The organism is Lysinibacillus sp. A1, assembly GCF_000801965.1.
Lineage (GTDB): Bacteria > Bacillota > Bacilli > Bacillales_A > Planococcaceae > Lysinibacillus > Lysinibacillus fusiformis.
The window spans coordinates 118,554-135,887 of sequence record NZ_JSZM01000005.1 but is presented as its reverse complement, the minus strand read 5'-3'; the positions used below and the strand labels follow the sequence as shown (position 1 = coordinate 135,887).

General features: G+C 34.9%; 11 protein-coding genes and 1 pseudogene. 9 read left to right on the top strand and 3 right to left on the bottom strand.

Annotation, left to right across the window (positions count from 1 at the left end):
- The 3 genes and pseudogenes from PI85_RS03785 to PI85_RS03775 all read left to right on the top strand — a co-directional run.
- Window positions 1–221: pseudogene (locus PI85_RS03785) on the top strand (butanediol dehydrogenase); the annotation flags it as partial.
- A gap of 370 nt (window positions 222–591) precedes the next feature.
- A complete protein-coding gene (locus PI85_RS03780; RefSeq protein ID WP_200878334.1) occupies window positions 592–1,554 on the top strand; it encodes an ABC transporter substrate-binding protein in 963 nt (320 codons plus the stop codon).
- Between the two features lie 135 nt (window positions 1,555–1,689).
- A complete protein-coding gene (locus tag PI85_RS03775) occupies window positions 1,690–3,348 on the top strand; it encodes an AraC family transcriptional regulator (RefSeq protein WP_036124381.1) in 1,659 nt (552 codons plus the stop codon).
- A 219-nt stretch (window positions 3,349–3,567) separates the two neighbouring features.
- On the opposite strand, the gene PI85_RS03770 is transcribed toward PI85_RS03775, so the two are convergent.
- Genes PI85_RS03770 through PI85_RS03760 form a run of 3 tightly spaced genes read right to left on the bottom strand, consistent with a single transcriptional unit; the run spans window position 3,568 to window position 7,191 of the window.
- Window positions 3,568–4,698, bottom strand: a complete 1,131-nt coding sequence (locus PI85_RS03770; RefSeq protein ID WP_036124383.1) for a Ger(x)C family spore germination protein — start codon at window positions 4,696–4,698, stop codon at window positions 3,568–3,570.
- 29 nt (window positions 4,699–4,727) lie between these two features.
- Window positions 4,728–6,128, bottom strand: coding sequence for a spore germination protein (locus PI85_RS03765; protein WP_036124384.1), 1,401 nt, complete (start codon window positions 6,126–6,128; stop codon window positions 4,728–4,730).
- Complete coding sequence (locus PI85_RS03760; RefSeq protein ID WP_036124386.1) at window positions 6,121–7,191, bottom strand: GerAB/ArcD/ProY family transporter; 1,071 nt, start codon at window positions 7,189–7,191, stop codon at window positions 6,121–6,123. The genes PI85_RS03765 and PI85_RS03760 overlap by 8 nt, the downstream gene beginning before the upstream one ends.
- Before the next feature lie 301 nt (window positions 7,192–7,492).
- Here PI85_RS03760 and PI85_RS03755 point away from each other — a divergent pair, with 301 nt between their 5' ends.
- The 6 genes from PI85_RS03755 (at window position 7,493) to PI85_RS03730 (ending at window position 17,141) form a co-directional block, all read left to right on the top strand.
- Entirely contained in the window at window positions 7,493–8,284 is a 792-nt protein-coding gene (locus PI85_RS03755) for a nicotianamine synthase family protein (protein WP_233300984.1), read from the top strand.
- Window positions 8,285–8,589: 305 nt separating this feature from the next.
- Window positions 8,590–9,417 carry an AraC family transcriptional regulator gene (locus PI85_RS03750; RefSeq protein WP_036124389.1) on the top strand — a complete coding sequence of 276 codons (828 nt, stop codon included), beginning with the start codon at window positions 8,590–8,592 and terminating at the stop codon, window positions 9,415–9,417.
- A gap of 82 nt (window positions 9,418–9,499) precedes the next feature.
- Window positions 9,500–10,486: an ABC transporter substrate-binding protein gene (locus PI85_RS03745; RefSeq protein WP_036124390.1), complete on the top strand. Its 987-nt coding sequence runs from the start codon at window positions 9,500–9,502 to the stop codon at window positions 10,484–10,486.
- Window positions 10,487–10,538: 52 nt separating this feature from the next.
- Window positions 10,539–10,868: a cupin domain-containing protein gene (locus tag PI85_RS03740; RefSeq protein WP_036124392.1), complete on the top strand. Its 330-nt coding sequence runs from the start codon at window positions 10,539–10,541 to the stop codon at window positions 10,866–10,868.
- Between the two features lie 507 nt (window positions 10,869–11,375).
- Window positions 11,376–13,241 carry an S-layer homology domain-containing protein gene (locus PI85_RS03735; protein WP_036124394.1) on the top strand — a complete coding sequence of 622 codons (1,866 nt, stop codon included), beginning with the start codon at window positions 11,376–11,378 and terminating at the stop codon, window positions 13,239–13,241.
- 72 nt (window positions 13,242–13,313) lie between these two features.
- A complete protein-coding gene (locus PI85_RS03730) occupies window positions 13,314–17,141 on the top strand; it encodes a chitobiase/beta-hexosaminidase C-terminal domain-containing protein (RefSeq protein ID WP_036124395.1) in 3,828 nt (1,275 codons plus the stop codon).
- The last annotated feature ends 193 nt before the right edge of the window (window positions 17,142–17,334 follow it).

Here is a 17,334-nt window from a genome sequence, read left to right as displayed (position 1 = left end):
TGCAACTTACAAATACAGGTGTTAATATACTATCCTCGATTGTATATACACCGTCTATATTCCAAAGAACAATTGATGCAATGAGCTCGGGTCAACTAAATCCACAAGGTATTATTACAAGCCAAATTGAACTAGATGAAATTGTGGACAGAGGATTTAAAACTTTAACAAGCGACAAAACGCAATCTAAAATTTTAGTTGCAATTAGCGGAGAAAACTAATAGATTCATCTATTTCTAATTTTTAAATAGGAGCATATAGGAGCATGGCTAATGACAGCCATGCTCCTTTCGTATATTTTTTGCATGAAGCCACCAGTTCTTCACTAGATATTTCCACTTCTCCGCTCACACAAACTACAAGGTAATTGCACCTCCAATAAATGCGCTCCGTACAAAGCAGTAGGGATAATTTCATTTCATTACCATAGGTTTTTCTTCTTCTTCATTAAAAAGCGTTGTTTTGGACAAGAATTGACATTTATACAAAGAAATCGTTGCGTTTTTTCCATTGTTTCACCCTTTCACACAAATTATAATAATGTTGTAAATGATAATCATTTTCAATTAAAGACCGAAAGGAGCAACAAGTGTGACAAAACAACATGGAAAGAAAATTATACGATGGGTAGGGGGGTTCCTCCTGTTGTTAATCATATCAGCATGCAGTACTTCAAATGCTAATAGCAATATGGCTGATGAACAGAAAGAGGAAGGTGAGAAAACAGTACAATATACAACGATTACTGGTGAACAAGTAGAAATACCTGCGGATCCAAAACGAGTGGTTTATATTGGTCAGACAATTGGTGATTTCTTGGCAATGGATATTCCAGTTGTTGGTAATAATCTTCCGAAAGAGCCTGCTAGTTACTATGAAGGTAAACTCGAAGGAATCGTTGATATTGGAAATCCTGCTGATTTAGAGACGATTCTTACCTTAAAACCCGATCTAATTATTAATGGCTATTACAAGGCAGATCCAAACCTGAATGAAGAATTGGCAAAAATAGCTACTACGATTCCCTTCAATCCAGCTCTTCCTTATACAGAACGTGTAAAGGAAATGGGGAATATCTTGGGCAAGCAGGAAGAAGTAGCTCAAGTAATTGCTAAATTTGAAACACGTTTTAAAGAAATGTTTGAAAAGTTTCAATTAGCAGAAGGGGAGACTGCAACAGTTTTCTATCAGTTAGGTAAAACGCTTTATGTTATGGGCGATCGTAGCCTTGGTGCTATTATTTATGGAGAAAATGGCTTTGCTGTCCCTCCAGCAGTACAGAAGAATATTATTGATGTAGAAGGCGTGTCTTTCGTTACGGTTTCAGAAGAGGTGCTTTCTCAGTTTGCTGGTGATCATTTGTTTGTAATTGTACAAGAGGATGATGAAAGTGAATCAGAAGCTGACCGGTTACTACAAAGCCCAATATGGGGAACATTGCCTGCAGTCCAAAAGGGAAATGTTTATGTGATTGCTAATGAATGGAATACAGATGAATTGCTAGCTTTGGAGCAATTATATAAAATGCTACCAGAATGGATGCACAAACAGTAAAATTTGTATCTATCGAATCAATTATTATCCGCTAGTTTTCTAAAATAAAGCATCCTCGGTCAATAGTTGATAGTGAATCATTCTGTGTTATAATAACGATAATGATAATCATTTTCAATTGTTGGAGAGTTGCTTATGAATTTTGCATGCCTATATACTAGGCTACAACACTATGATAGTTTTCAAGTTAATCAGCAGACGGCAGCGATGAGCTATGTAAAGAGGAATGGCAATGAAACGAATTTGTGTACATTATTAATAGCATGTAGTCATGGCATACGCCTCTATGTAGACAAAATTGCAATCGATCTAAGACAAGGGAGCTGCATTCTCGTTTTACCAGCCCAACGCTACACTGTGGAATCAAGTACTGGAGAGGCACAGCTTGCACGTTTTACTTTCGAAACCTTTGAAGTAAAAGGAAGGGCTTTACATCCGATTGCTCATCCACCCTTACTTTGTGGTTATCCTTATAGGCTATTATATTCTCAAGTTAAGCAAGTACTAGGGAATGAAATATGGGTGAAGAATCAATTTTGCTCCTCTCTAACCTCATCAGAAATGGCTATGATGCAAGGTAGACTTCAACTGATTCTAGGGATGATGGCCCAGTTAGATCAACAAGCTGTCGATTTACAGAGCGAAGAAAAGACAAAAATGATTCAACGTACTATCCAATATATAGAACAACATTATGATGAAGATTTAACGGTAGAACAGCTAGCAAATATGGCTGGCATTGTCAGGTGGAAATATAGTCAACAGTTTAAAATTTTGACAGGCAAAAAACCAACTGATTATCTAGTCCATCTACGAATAGACCAGGCAAAAAAACTTCTATGTAATTCCACAGAGCCATTGAACAAAATAGCTCGACAAATAGGATTTAAGGATGAATATTATTTCAGTAGATGTTTTCATAAATTAACTGGCAACACTCCACGTGAATATGCGAATATCCATCTACATACGCAGCAAAGAACAGTTATCGATTCACTTGGTAGAAGGATTCTTGTTCCTCAAGATACCACAAGAATTGTGACAGATGGCAAACATACACTGGGCGAATTATTAGTACTAGGTATATCTCCCATAGGAGCGGCTATCTCTATTATGAAAGAAAACGTAATTTATCATAATAAGCTACGCAATATTCAGAGTATCGGGTATTGGGCCGATCCAGATAAAATAGCACAGCTACAGCCTGAATTTATATTACTTAGCTATTATCCAAAAGATTTACAGGAACTAAATGCGCTTGCTCCAACGGTTGTACTGGACAAAAAGTTTAGATTATTTGAGCGGTTACGGTATATCGCCAAACTTTTTGAACGCACTAAGGCAGCGGAGAAATGGATTACTACATATGAAGACAAAGTAAGATTGGTACGTAGACAATTAGCAGATGCCTATGTAGCTGGAGAAACAGCTACAGTTTATCTCAAGTTAGGTGAAAAACTTTATATTATGGGCATGAATGGATTGGCGAGCTCTTTATATGAATCACTGGGCTTTCGTCCCTCAAAAAAAGTGATGCACCTCATCGAGCAAGGGGAGGCATGGCTAGAAATTCAGCACCATCAAATAAGCCACTATGCTGGAGATCGTAATTTTGTCTTAACTTCTCGTAAGGAATTGCATACTGTCTCTCACTGTCCATATATTTCGGCTTTAGCCGAGTTAAGTCCCGGTAAGACTCATTTTTTAGATGCTATATGGAATTATGATGATCCAATTACTCGCGGACGGTTACTAGAGGAACTACCATATATTTTAAAAAAGAAGATAGTATGAATCTGGGTTAGTCCCAGCATTCAAAGGCTTGAAGTCATATAACTATTTATTATTTAGCTATCGAGGAGCTCCCACGATAGCTCTTGTTATTTTTCTCCATCATAACTTTATGATGGAGTTGATTGGAACGAAGAGGCGCGATTTTTGCATTCCTCCTTCACCCACTAACGGGCGTTTGTTTTAACGGTAGCCATATGCAAAAAAGGTGAGGGTGCCATATTATTTAATAGCACCTTTATCCTTTATGAAAACATTTATATTCATTTTTTCAATAGAATTTTCAGTAATGGTATTTAATTTATCGACAGTCCATGATTGGGGTCTGAAACGATAAGCCTTTTCTGAAAGATTGAAAATATCGGAGTCTATTTCCAACCCTTTCATAAATGTACTTTGAAACTGTGATGAAATAATTTTTTTGACATCCTTTTCAATGGTTTTTATTCCGATGTTTTTTGGGTTCTCTCTAATTGAAGCTTTTACATCTAAATTTAAAATGTATTTAGGAATGGTGTCACCGACAATTTCTATATCATAATCTAAATTGTCAATAAACATGGAAACAGATTGATCCTTTATTGATAATTTCATGTTATTAAAATCCTTATTAAACCAATCTAGCCCTGAAAGTTCTTCTTCCTTTATCCAACCATTGAATTTTTGTTGTGAAAGAAAATAAGCACCACTTATTTTTAATATATTTTTAGATTTATTATCCTCCATCCAATAATCTTCACTAATTTTTATTGTAGGAACCATAATTGATCCAACTGGTTCATAATATCTTTTAATCATGTCTTGTACAGTACTGGTTGAGATGAATGAATTAAAGAATAATTGTTCATTTGGATCATAAGGAAATGTTAATATAGGCGGTTTATAAAAGAGACCATGTACATTCATTATCTCTTTAATATCATCTTCATATCCATAAGCTAACGTATTGTAACGTAGATAATAATCCCTACTAAAAAAATCAAAAAATTCATCCAGATGACCGTCCAATATATTTTTGGAAATAAAGAAAGTTTGTATATGTCCATAATACAAAGGGTTAACAGAATTCTTTTCTATATCATCGATTGCTCCCTGAATGGTTTCACCTTCTCCATGTCCAACAACAATTGGAGCTGGCTCAGATGCAATGCTAGGATCTGAGCCAGCAACATTCGTAAATCCGAAAGCTTGAAAATATAAATGATACATATCATTAGAATAATCAATACCAAGAGCGGTAATATAAACTTCACTTTGTATTTCCTTCGTACCTAAACAGCCGCCTAGAATAAATAATAAAGGAAAAATTAATGTTAATGTTATTTTGAATGTGGAAGTATAGTAATGGGACATTTATAATCTCCCTTCTGCTGAAAAAACAGTCAGTCTCTTATTTTATTTCTAAATGGCATTTTTAAAAAACCTTTAATAAGATTGGGTATACTAACTTTATAAAATGTAGAAAGGTAAGGATGCCCGAAACTTTCTAATGACGAGATATAGGTTAAGAAAAATAAGATACTTAAAACAAAGCCATACATTCCAAAAAATGCGGAAATGATTAATGTTGCAACTCTTATTAAAAATACATTGCCTAGTACATTTTGATTAATTAATGTATAGCTAGATATAACGGTAAGTGCTCCAATTACTAATGTTGATGGTGATGTAAATCCCGCTCTTATAGCAGCATCCCCAACTATTAAGCCTCCTAAAACTGCAACAGTTTGACCAACAGCTTTTGGTAAGCGTATTCCCGCTTCTCGAAAGAGGTCAAAAAAAATGAGCATAATAAGTATTTCGAACGAAGAGGAAACAGGGAGTCCAATTTTAGATGCAGATATTGATACTAGTAAGGGAAAGGGTAGCTGGTTAAGTTGATGGACAGTTAATGCAATCCAAAACCCAGGTAAGAATATACTTGTTAATAAAGAGGTAATCCTTAAAATTCGTGAAAAACTCACAAATAAAAAATTCGTTTGATCATCCTCAGCTGCTTTCAAAATAAGTAATAAATTTACAGGTCCAATTAAACAGCTTGGACTTCCATCTACTAATATGACAAAACGGCCTTTATTGAGGGAACTTACTACAAAATCGGGCCTTCCTGAATAATCAAGGAGGGGAAAGAGTGTCAACTTATCATAAAGTAATTCTTCAATATGATAACTACTTGCAATATTATCTACTTTTATTTTATTAAGTTTGTTTTGTACATGATTTAAAGTGTTTTGATCAATATAGTTCTCAATATAGAGCAATAAAACTTTTGTTTTACTGGTGTCGCCAATTGTAAAATCGTCACTTGATAAATTTTTACTTTTTAATCTCATTCTTATTAAGGAAAAATTTGTATCTATATTTTCAACAAACCCGTCTCTAGGTCCTCTTAATGACACTTCCATATTCGATTCTTCAATGGATCGTTCAGGTAGTTTAGCTAAATTGGTTGAATATAAGCTATTCGATGAAACATGATAAAAATATAAAAAACCTGAGAAAATTTTTCTATTTATTTCATCTGTCTTCATTCTGTACTCTTTGATCTCCTGTACTTCTAAATAGCGATTTATAATTTCCTCATCATATAAATGTCCTTGTTCAGCCAGAAATCTAATATTTGGTAATAATGAATTTAAAAAAAGTACACTATCAATTAAACTATGGCAATAGATAAATATAACTTCATGTTTTTCGTTATTAAACCTATAGAATTTACTACTTACCGTTATATCTGATTGATGGTCAAATTCTTTATAAAAAAAATCCTTATTTTCAGTCAAGATGATGAACTCCCTTTTGCTTTTTTTCTAATACGTAGAAAACAGTCATAAAAAAGAATAAAAATAAAAAAATAGAAAGAAGATAAGTGCTTTTTATAAATGACAAAAAATCAGAAACAGACCAAGGAATTAATAATCCTATGGTTAAGCTTAGATAACCAATAATTAATATAAATTTTCGATTTTTAAAGAAGGATGACACAATATACATAAATAAACATATACGAATAAAAGCCATTGATAATATTTGGAGAACAGATAAAGAATCTAATCTTGTAAAGTACTTACCAAATGACAAAACTCTCCATTGCTCGTTTATAGGAAAGAGCATTTTTTTAGTGAGATAAATGCCAAATTCAGATACAGTAGTCACAATAGCAATAAAAACTAATAGGACAAACATAATAGAGAAAACGAGTATTCCTGTCCTTTTCATTTGCTCTTTTACATAACTATTTAAAACGATTAAAATAAAGCCCATTTCTAAAATACCAATACATATGTATAATATTCCCCATATAATGGACGGAGTATTACTTGTATTTACTGGTAATAATAGTTCGTATTCATTGTTCATTGAGTTCCCTAAATTGAGGAGTACAAATAAAAAAATGTATAGTGAACAAATAATCAATGACAGGATAGCAATAGTTTTGATCCCTTTCAGGGAACCATAAAAGCATAATAATATAAATAAAATAACTGTAATAAAATATGGATAATCAGAGTTAAAACTTTCTTCTGCCCAAATAATTGTAAATTTGAGTGAGACGAACGTTGATGAAATTAAATAAATGATATATGAAGTAATGATAAATAAATAAAGTGGTCTATTATCTTGTAAAAATTGTTGTTCAAAAAACGAAGTATTATTTAATTTATGGGTAATTCTAGAAATAAGGAATGCTAAAATTAATATTGGGATTAAACTTGCCAAAGCGCTTATCCATGCTTCACGTTCGACGATTGTGAAAATGGTAGGAATTAAAACGAAATGTGCTAAAAAACTAACTGATAAAAATAACAAACAATATACATGGATTGGCTGTATAACTTTATTCATTTGATCTTAAACCTCCTTCTAACAATATTGCCCATATTGGTTGCCATCTAACCCCTTGGAGCTTCTAATGAAATCTATACTCACCTCTCGCAATTTTTAGGCTCCTATATTACTCTCATTCAAGCTAGTTTCATAGAAAAACTAGCAATAATTCTATTAATACACGTAAAAAAAATCAAAAACTGTATCCTCCTAATTTTGAAGAGTGGCCCAATAATTCACATACCATAAAAAATGCTGAAATAGTTTTACAAGGCATGGCATATATTGAACTTTAATTCTCAAATTAGGAGTGGGGTAAGTGAAGGATAGGATGTTATTTTTAAAAGAACTACAAAACTTTGATAAGAAATTTCAGTTCATTATCCAACAAAATAAGGAGCAGCAACAGATTAATTATTTTGAGCTGTGTGAATTAATGGATGATTACTCTTCTTTTATCATAAATCGTGACAATGAAGAACGGTGGGCGAATATGAAGGAATCGATAGAGATCCTATTATTAACCGACAAATTAAGAATGAACGCGTCTGTTTGTGTGCAAATCTTGGAGAAATATCGAGCGTTATTATTAAGTCATGAACAGGAACCAGTCACGGATTATTTTCGTAACATAGAAAATTGTATTGGAAAGGAATTTGGCGATTTTGAAATAACTAGTCAGTCGAAGGTACTCTTAATTGGATCTGGATCCTTTCCGATTACCTTATTAATGGTTGCGGAGCGCACGGGAGCAGACGTTTTTGGAATAGATATTGATGATGAAGCGATTCAATTAGGAAAACAGGTAGTCAATAAATTAGGGGATCATTTATCCATTCAAATTGATCAAAAGACGGTAGCGGAGCTCGCAGTAATAAAACAAGTTAGTCATATTATATTTAGCTCAACGGTCAGCAATAAATATGACATTTTAGATCAACTATACGATATAACAAATAAAGATGTGCTTGTTGCAATGCGCTACGGTAATGGATTAAAGTCTCTTTTTAATTATCCGATGCAGAAGGTAGACGATACCAAATGGCATATAGTAGATGAGATTATGCATCCTCAGGATGTATTTGATGTTATTTTATATCAAAAGGTTTAACGAAATTGATAATTGTGTAGAAAGCAAAGCGTTTTGAATTTAGAGAAATGGTTCTATGTTCAAGCTTTTCATACGTAGTGTAAGCCACCAATTAGTAGATGGGTGGTTATATTTCGAATTGACAATGATAATCATTATCGATAAGGTGGGGATAGGCGAAGGTCGTCAACCCACCTTTTTGTATTTCAGAGGAAGAGAAATTGACCTTACACATCGGCTTTTTATGTCTGTATCCCTTAGGTGGAACAGTTTGTAGTCAAACCCCAACCAGGCGATAAATACAATTTTGAAATGAGGTAATTAATTTGAAAATCGATGTTGAGCAATTAGCAGAGCATTTAGCACATATTCCATTTCAAGTACAGGGGGTATACCGATATGCTAAAAGCACTGGTGTGCCCTATGCTGAATATACAGATTCTTTTCCTGGATTTGTTTTTCCTCTTAATGGAAAAATACAATTTCAATTTAATGGCACCCCTTATATCTTTTCACCAGGAAAAATTGTACATGGTGGTGCAAATATGAAGCTAAATCAAAAAAATTTTGAATATGCGAACTGGGAATATATTCTTGTTCAATACCAAATATGTAACACAGAGCTACAAGAGTCCAGCTTTTCACATCAGCATTTTGAATTATTCACTGGACAATCTCCCCGTCTTATCGAATTAATTTTGCGTCTTTGGCAGGTGTACAATCAGCGTGGAGGCATTTCGAAATTTCAAACCGAAATGCTATTTCGAGATGTACTGAATGAGGCTTTATTATGTGTGGTGAATAGTCAAAATAGCAGTGAATCACATACTGTATTCGAACGAGTATGTAACTATATTCATGAGAACTATTATCAAAGCCTTACCATTTCTTGTCTTGCAGAACAAAATCATATTAATCGAAATCGACTTTCTTATGTATTTAAAAAACATGCAGGGATAGGACCAGCAGAATATTTATTAAAATATCGGATAAACATGGCGCAAAAAATGCTATATACAAGTGAGGCCCCTGTCCAACAAATTGCACAGGCTGTTGGAATTGAAGACCCTTTTTATTTTAGTAGAGTGTTTAAGAAACAATTTGGTATTCCCCCTAAAGAGTATCGAGAGAAGTTCATCAATAATCCATGCTAGTTTCAACAAGCATCCATTCAAAACGATAAATGATTTTACTATACTAATGGCATATCAAGATCATATGTTGGAGGAAATTTGGATGGAAAAAATGAAAGGACTATGTTTCTCAATACTATTATTAGCAGGCATATTAGGAGGTTGTAATGAAACCCCTGCTGTAAATAAAGAATTATCTACGAAAGAAGAAGCATCTACGTCAACGGTTCCAGTGGATGCAAAAGATTGGCCAAGAACAATTAAGGATGCCTTAGGTAAAGAAATAGTGATCGAGAAGAAACCTGAAAAAATAGCTTCCCTTTGGTATTTTTATCCCGAAATATTAGTGGCATTGGGTGAGCCTCCTGCTGCTTCTACAGATAAAGAATATTTATCTTCTTTAGCCTATTTAAACGGAAAGTTAGATTCAACCGAGGAATTAGGAGATAAATTGTCTCCAAGTATTGAAAAAACTCTATCGATTGAGCCTGATTTTATTTTAGCAACAGAACATCATGAAAAACTGTATGAATCATTAGAAAAAATTGCGCCAATCATTACTTTAAAATCCCAGGATATTTATGAAGATTGGCAATATGGCCTCCGTACCGTAGCTGAGATTATTGGTAAAGAGGACAAAGCTGAAGTAGTAATTGAAAAAATGATGCAAGCAATTACAACTGGTCGACAAGATTTAAAAACGATTGAAGGAGAGACAGTAGCACTTATCGTGTCATGGGATGGAAAAACTTTTAATGTTTTAGGTGAAGATAATCCTGTATATACACTTGCGTTTGATAAAGAAAGGGGGTTGGAGCTTACACCAGATACCACATTCAATGGGAAGAGTAATCAATTTTCTGCGTTCGAGGGAATTTCAACTATTCATGCAGACCACATTTTCCTTATAGGTGACATAACAAAAAAAGAAACATTAATGAGTGAGTTAAATCAAAATAATGTTTGGAACAATATGAACGCAGTAAAGAAAGGGAATATTTATTTGATGGATACGTCTGCTATTACGGGTGGTCCATTAGCAATCGAATATGCTTTGCAAAATATAACGGATGCTCTGCAAAATCACTAAAAAATAAAGTAGAATTCATCGAAAACAAGTAAAACAATAGGGAGAGATGTCTATGAATTATCAAGCTATTAATCTTAATGAGAGTGCAGCTCAAATAAAAGAACTTTGGTCTCCGAAAGTTGTTGGTGAAATACACGATTTCCAATTCAAAGTGGTGAAGATTGATGGGGAATTTATGTGGCATGAGCATCAAGGCGCCGATAAAGTATTTATTGTGCTCGAAGGAGAGCTATTTATTGCTTTTCGCGATGGCCAAGTGAAAATTTCTCAAGGGGAGATGATTATTATTCCCGGAGGACCCGAGCACAAGCCTTTCGCCGAAAAAGAATGTCATATCATGTTAGTGGAACCAAAGGAAGTAGTAGACACGGATAGTCATTAACGTAACATGAGTATTGAGCTGCATTGTCAGCTCTTTTTTTTTTGAATAAAGGAAGTAGGTTAGTTGGGAGTCTATCTTCAATTAGTTACAGTTAACCATATCATAATTTCGTGCGCTGAGGAGTAGATGATACTCCTCAGCTTTTTACAGTTAATGAGATTATTGCATTGTAAAAAAATTTGAGGAGAAAGTGGGCCTATGTCTTGGTTACAACCATCGAATGTTTGTTGGAACTAGGCGGTACATTTACGGTTTTGTTCTTATTTTATATAAGCCGAATTAGTTGAATGAAACGTTAGGGGAAAAAAGCCCTGTTATTACTGCTCTTATTCATATTGTAAAAGTTTAGTATGGATTATTTTACATAGTATTTAGAATATTAATAATAAATTAGAATGTTTTTATTATTTTTCTGTTAAAATTATTATGTTAACCAATATTTTGGTAGTGTTAATTGGTTTTAAAAATTTCCTTATTAAATAGGGATGGGGAGGTATTACTCTAAGTATGAGTAAATGGAGGAAATCGAAGTATTTAAAAGCTATAACAGCGATGGCCTTAACGGCTTCAGCAGTAGTAGTGGTAGCACCGATTGCATCAGAAGCAAGTAGCTTCAAGGATGTACATCGAACGCATCCATTTTATGACGACATTAAAAATTTAAATGATCGGGGCATTATTAATGGGTTCCAAGATGGCACATTTAAACCTGAACAAAACTTAACACGTGGACAAGCTGCTAAAATTATTGCAAGTGTATTAGCACTGGATACATCGAATGTTAGCAATCCTAATTTTAAAGATATTCCTACTACTCATCAATACTTTGGAGCTATTGCTGCTTTAAAGCAAGTAGGGATTATTGATGGCTATGAAGATGGCACATTCCGTCAGGGCGATTATATTCAACGTAACCATGTAGCAAAGATTTTAGCGAACGCCTTTCATTTAAAAGCTTCAAAAACAAATTCATTACCATTCACTGATGTGCGTGCTGATTACAAAGAAGCGATTGCTGCTTTATATGAAAACAACGTAACGACTGGTAAGACAGCAACATTATTCGATGGTTCTTCCAATGTAACACGAGGGCAAATGGCTGCATTTATTACTCGTTCAGAAGCTGTTGGTCATCCGATTTCTCAACCTTCTCAAAGTGTAACGTTTAAAGTTAAAGAATATGCGGCGAGTGAAATTACTATTAATGGTAAGACATATTATTTCGATGATTCGGTAAAATCGATTTTTACCACTGAAAATAAGACAGCACTTATGGGGGCAGATATTACAGCAACTATTAAAAATGGTGTTATAACAAAAGTAAATAATGTTGTTTTAAATAAGGCAGGTTCAGCAGAGAAGGAAGTTGTATTCAAGACAAATGCAACGCTCGATTCAATTACGATTAATGCCGATGCTGTGATAGTTAAAAATGTATCGATTACTGGAAATGCAATTATTAGCTCAAACGTTAAAACAAAAGTGGCATTTGATGGTGCTACAATTACTGGCGATCTAATTGCAGAAGCCATAGATGGAGCAAAAGCTTCATTAGAAAATACAAATGTAAGTCAAACTACACCTGTATTGACAATCAAAAATTCGCAAACAGGAAAAGTCTATGTCAAACGGAATAATATCTCAATTATGTCGAACACGGTTATTCCAGAAATCATTATTACAGCTACTATTTCTGCTATACATATTGAGGGAGCTGTAAAGAAGGTAACAATAGAATCTACGGCAAAACTGAAAATGACTGGAAATGTAAATTTTGAACGACTATTGCTTTCAACGGCCGTGGAATTAGCGTTGAATGTTGGTGGTGTAGTTAATTATTTATCGGTTCTAAACGCTGATGCTCGAATTACAATCGGTTCAGGATTACTGATCAATACGTTGTCGATTCCAGCGGGTTCAACTGTAACAAAGATTATGACGAACTATGCAGCAGTTGCTTCGCAAATTAAGGCTGTTATTGATGGTTCTTCACCAAGTACTGGGCTTCCAAACACTGGCGGAGGAAATGTAGCACCCGATCCAGTTATTCCACCAGAAAAAGTGAATGAATTTAATGTCAAGAATGCTGAAGAATTAAAACAAGCATTAAAACAAGCAAAAGCAGGAGATTTAATTAAGTTAATGGCTCCAGTGACTACAGATATAACGTTAATAGATTTAGTAATGTTTGATTTGAATGGTCATACCTTGAAGGGAAATGTAACGATAACAGCTCCAACAGCTAAAGGGAGTTATACTTTCATGCCAACTGGTAGTACGGGTACGATTTCAGGAGATTTAATCATTGATGCACCAAATGTAAACATCAGTTTAGATGGATTAACTGTTGAAGGACACACAGTAATTGAATAATAACTTTCACGTAAATTCCTTTGCAAAATAGAGAAAAGGATGAACGATAAAAAATCATAAGGAGCTTAACGAATGAAGAAATATGAATTTAATTTCGTTTCTAAAATAGCTTTATCATTTTTACTTATAATATCTATGATTTTGCCTTACGTAACAGTGGTAAAGGCGGAAACGACAGAAACCACTTCGAGTGACTTTGTTGGACTTGATCCTACGGAACAGACTGAGCCAGCTAATCCTTCAGTCACTGAAGGAACAATTGCCGAAGCTCGTGCAGCTGTTGGAAAAGACCAAACATATCAAATTCAAGGGACGGTTACGACAAAACCTGGTAACTGGGGAGGCAAGGCCTTCTATGTACAGGATGAGTCTGCAGGTGTTTATGTTTTCTCTAGTTCTACAGAAGCAGGGAGCTTAGCTGTTGGAGATATTGTCAAAATTAAAGGGAAAACGAGTTCATTTAATGGTGAAGTTCAATTTAATTCACCGACAATTGAACGTATTTCTACAGGGGCAGCACCTGCACCGCAAATAGTGAATCTACCACTTGAAGACAGCTTACAAGGTACATTAATTACACTTGAAAATGTGAAGATTAAAGATTTAGCGTCATCTGGTACTTATGGAACATATGAGTTTAAAGCCGTTGATGCAGAAAATAACGAGCTAGTAATTCGCCATGATAACCGTACAGGCTATCAGTTCTCTCAATTTGAAGCAGATGGATTCAATAACAATGATGTAATTACAGTGACAGGGATTGCTTCCATTTTTAACGGGACCTATCAATTAAAAACGTTAAGCGCGGAAAGCTTCCAATTAGTAGGAAACTATGAGCCTACACAAGTAGCGAATGTTAAAGCTTATCCAGCAACGGGTGAAGTTTTTGCAGGATCAAAAGTAACATTGTCAACAGATACACCAAAGGCAACAATCTATTACACGATAGATGGTTCTGAACCGTCAACAGCTAGTGAGGTTTATGATGCAGCAGCGGGCATTGTTGTAAATGAAGCAATGACGATCAAAGCATTTGCTACAGCAACTGGTTTAAACAATAGCGAAATTAAATCTTTTCATTTTACAGTTAAAGATGCGCCAGCCACTATTTCAATTACGGAAGCACGTAATAAAGAAATAGGACAAGTAGTAATCGTATCGGGTATTGTAACAGCAAAATTAGAAACTGCTACTGCTCACATTCAAGATGAAGAGGGTGCGGCAATTGCAATTTACCCTGTAGATAGTCTTACTGCAAATGTCGGCGATTTGGTGACGGTGCAAGGTCAAGTTGCTGAATATAGCGGACTAAAGCAATTAACGAATATTTCGCTTGTTGGCATGCCTATTCCTTCTACACTACCAGGGGCAAACATTATTAAAAGTATTGAGGTTGCAGAAGACAATGAATCAAAATTAGTAACGATTAAAAATGTAGCCATTACTGGTTCAGGTCAAAATTTTACCGGAACTGATGATGTAGGCACATTTGCTATTTACGATAAAACACGTGACTCAGGTTTAGTAAGTGGAAAAACGTATGGGGAAATTACCGGTATTGTTGGTCAATATACAAATCATCAACTACTCCCTATTCGCATTATTGAAGATGTATCAAAGGTTCAGGATATTAAAGCTTCTCACGTTGGTGGGGTAACAGCTGGTACGAACGTTACACTTTCTACCATGACAGAAGATGCAACGATTTATTATACAGTGGACGGCTCAACACCTACTACAGCTAGTACAAAATATACAGGGGAAATTCTTGTTCATAAACCGTTGACGATTAAAGCGATTGCAGTGAAAGAAGGTTTAACGAATAGTGCGATTGCTACATTTGTTTATGAGATTATTGATACTGAAAATGCCACAATTAGCGATATTCAAGGGGCAAGCCATATATCACCTTATGTCGATTTAACAGTAAGTGATGTAGAAGGAATTGTAACATTCGTTATTAATTCAAGTAGCTTCATTATGCAAGAGGGCGATTCGACATTCGATGGCGTAAAATCAACAGCGATCAGAGTAAGTAAGTCGGCACATAATGTAGCAGTAGGGGACGTTATTAAAGTATCAGGGAATGTAACTGAAGTGGGTGGAAACTCTCGTTTAAGAGATACGCAAATTTCTGCAACGAATATTACAAAAACAGGTACAGCAGAAGTTCCAAAAGTACTTGTTATTGGAGAGGACCTATTCCCACCAAATAAAATTATTGATAATGATGGCTTTGCAATTTTTGATCCACAAGAAGATGGTATTGATTTTTGGGAATCTATTGAATATATGCGAGTATCATTCCCGGATGCGAGAGTGATTGGACCGATTTATAATAATGATTCACCAATTGTTGTACCGAGCACAACAAATAATACATTTAATGTGAATGGCGGTTTAAATATTGCAGCCGACGATTATAATCCAGAAAAAATTATGCTTGAAGGGGTAGCTGGAAAAAATTATGATTCGGGTGATCGTTTTAATGATCCACTTATCGGATTTGTAGAAAACTTTACAGACGGCTATCGACTGAACACGAATAAAGTCTTTCCTGATGTGACAAAGGCAAATCTTCAGCAAGAAGTGACGCATCTTGAACCAGTATTGGACAAGTTAAATGTCGCTTCCTATAATATCGAAAACTTTTCGAATAATCCTGCCAATACATCTAATGAAAAAGTAGACAGAATTGCAGCGACATTTGTGAAAAATATGAAGTCACCAGATATTATTACATTAGTCGAAGTACAAGATAATGATGGACAAAATGATTCAGGAAATGCTGATGCATCTGAAAGCTATATGCGATTAATTAATGCGATTAAAGCTGCTGGTGGACCTGCTTATGATTGGATTGACGTAATGCCTATTAACAATACAGTAGGCGGTGCGCCTGGTGGTAATATTCGTGTAGGCTACTTATATAATCCGACACGTGTTTCTTTAGTGACTGGTACAAAGGGAGCGGGTGACCAAGCGAATGGGTGGACAGCAGATGGAAGCCTTGCTTTAAATCCAGGCTTTGTTGATCCAACTAAATTTGCAGATACACGTAAACCAATTGCGGCGGAATTCAAATTCCAGGAAGAGCATGTAGTCATTATAGGAGCGCACTTAAATTCTAAAGGAGGCGATGGTTCACTGTGGGGACCAACTCAGCCGCCAGTGTTAGAATCAGTAACAAAACGTCGTCAGCTTGCTCAAGCCATCAATGATTTTATCGATGAAGGTCTTGCCATCAATCCGGATATAAATATCATTGTAGCAGGGGACATGAATGACTTTGAATTCACACCAGCACTTGAAACATTAAAAGGTGATGTTTTAACGAATATGGTGGATAAAGCCCCAGAGACTGATCGTTTTACGTACTTCTTCCAAGGGAACAATCAAGTGTTGGATCATATTTTAGTTTCGAATAATCTTGCTAACGTTACGGCCATAGACATGATTCATATTAATGCGAACTTTACAGAAGCGCAGGGGCGAGCATCGGATCATGACCCTGTATTAGTTCAAATTGATTTGAAAGCAGGAAAAGAAGAAATACCAACACCAATAGTACCTGAAAATGTATATAGCTTTAATAACTATAAGACTGGTAAATTAATAATGAATCGTCCAAGTATTTCATTAACGTTAGGAAAAAATACTAATATTAAAAATGGAATTGCAGTATTTAGTCAATATGCCGAATTTCATGGTGAAGGATTTGCAGACAAAACTGTAACAATCAGTCCTAAAAAAGGAAATGCGATTTTTGATTTTAAAGGTACGGCGATTGGTGAAATTATTATCGAAGGAAAAAATGTAAAAGAAATTCGTAATTTACCTGCTGGAGCCACTATAACGTATACAAAAGGCGCTTCGGCTGAGGAAATTGAATTTAAGTAATAACTACTTGCAGTAAGAATGTTAGGCATATGTCAATCATTTAGGGACTTGTTAATTTAGACTGCATGGATCATATTTAGCCATTCCAAATACAATTGGAGTGGCTTTTACTTTTTTCATCAATAACTATTGAAAAATGGAGATTGGGCTCATCTCCATAAAGTAGATAAACGGAGTTACTTTTCTAAAGTGA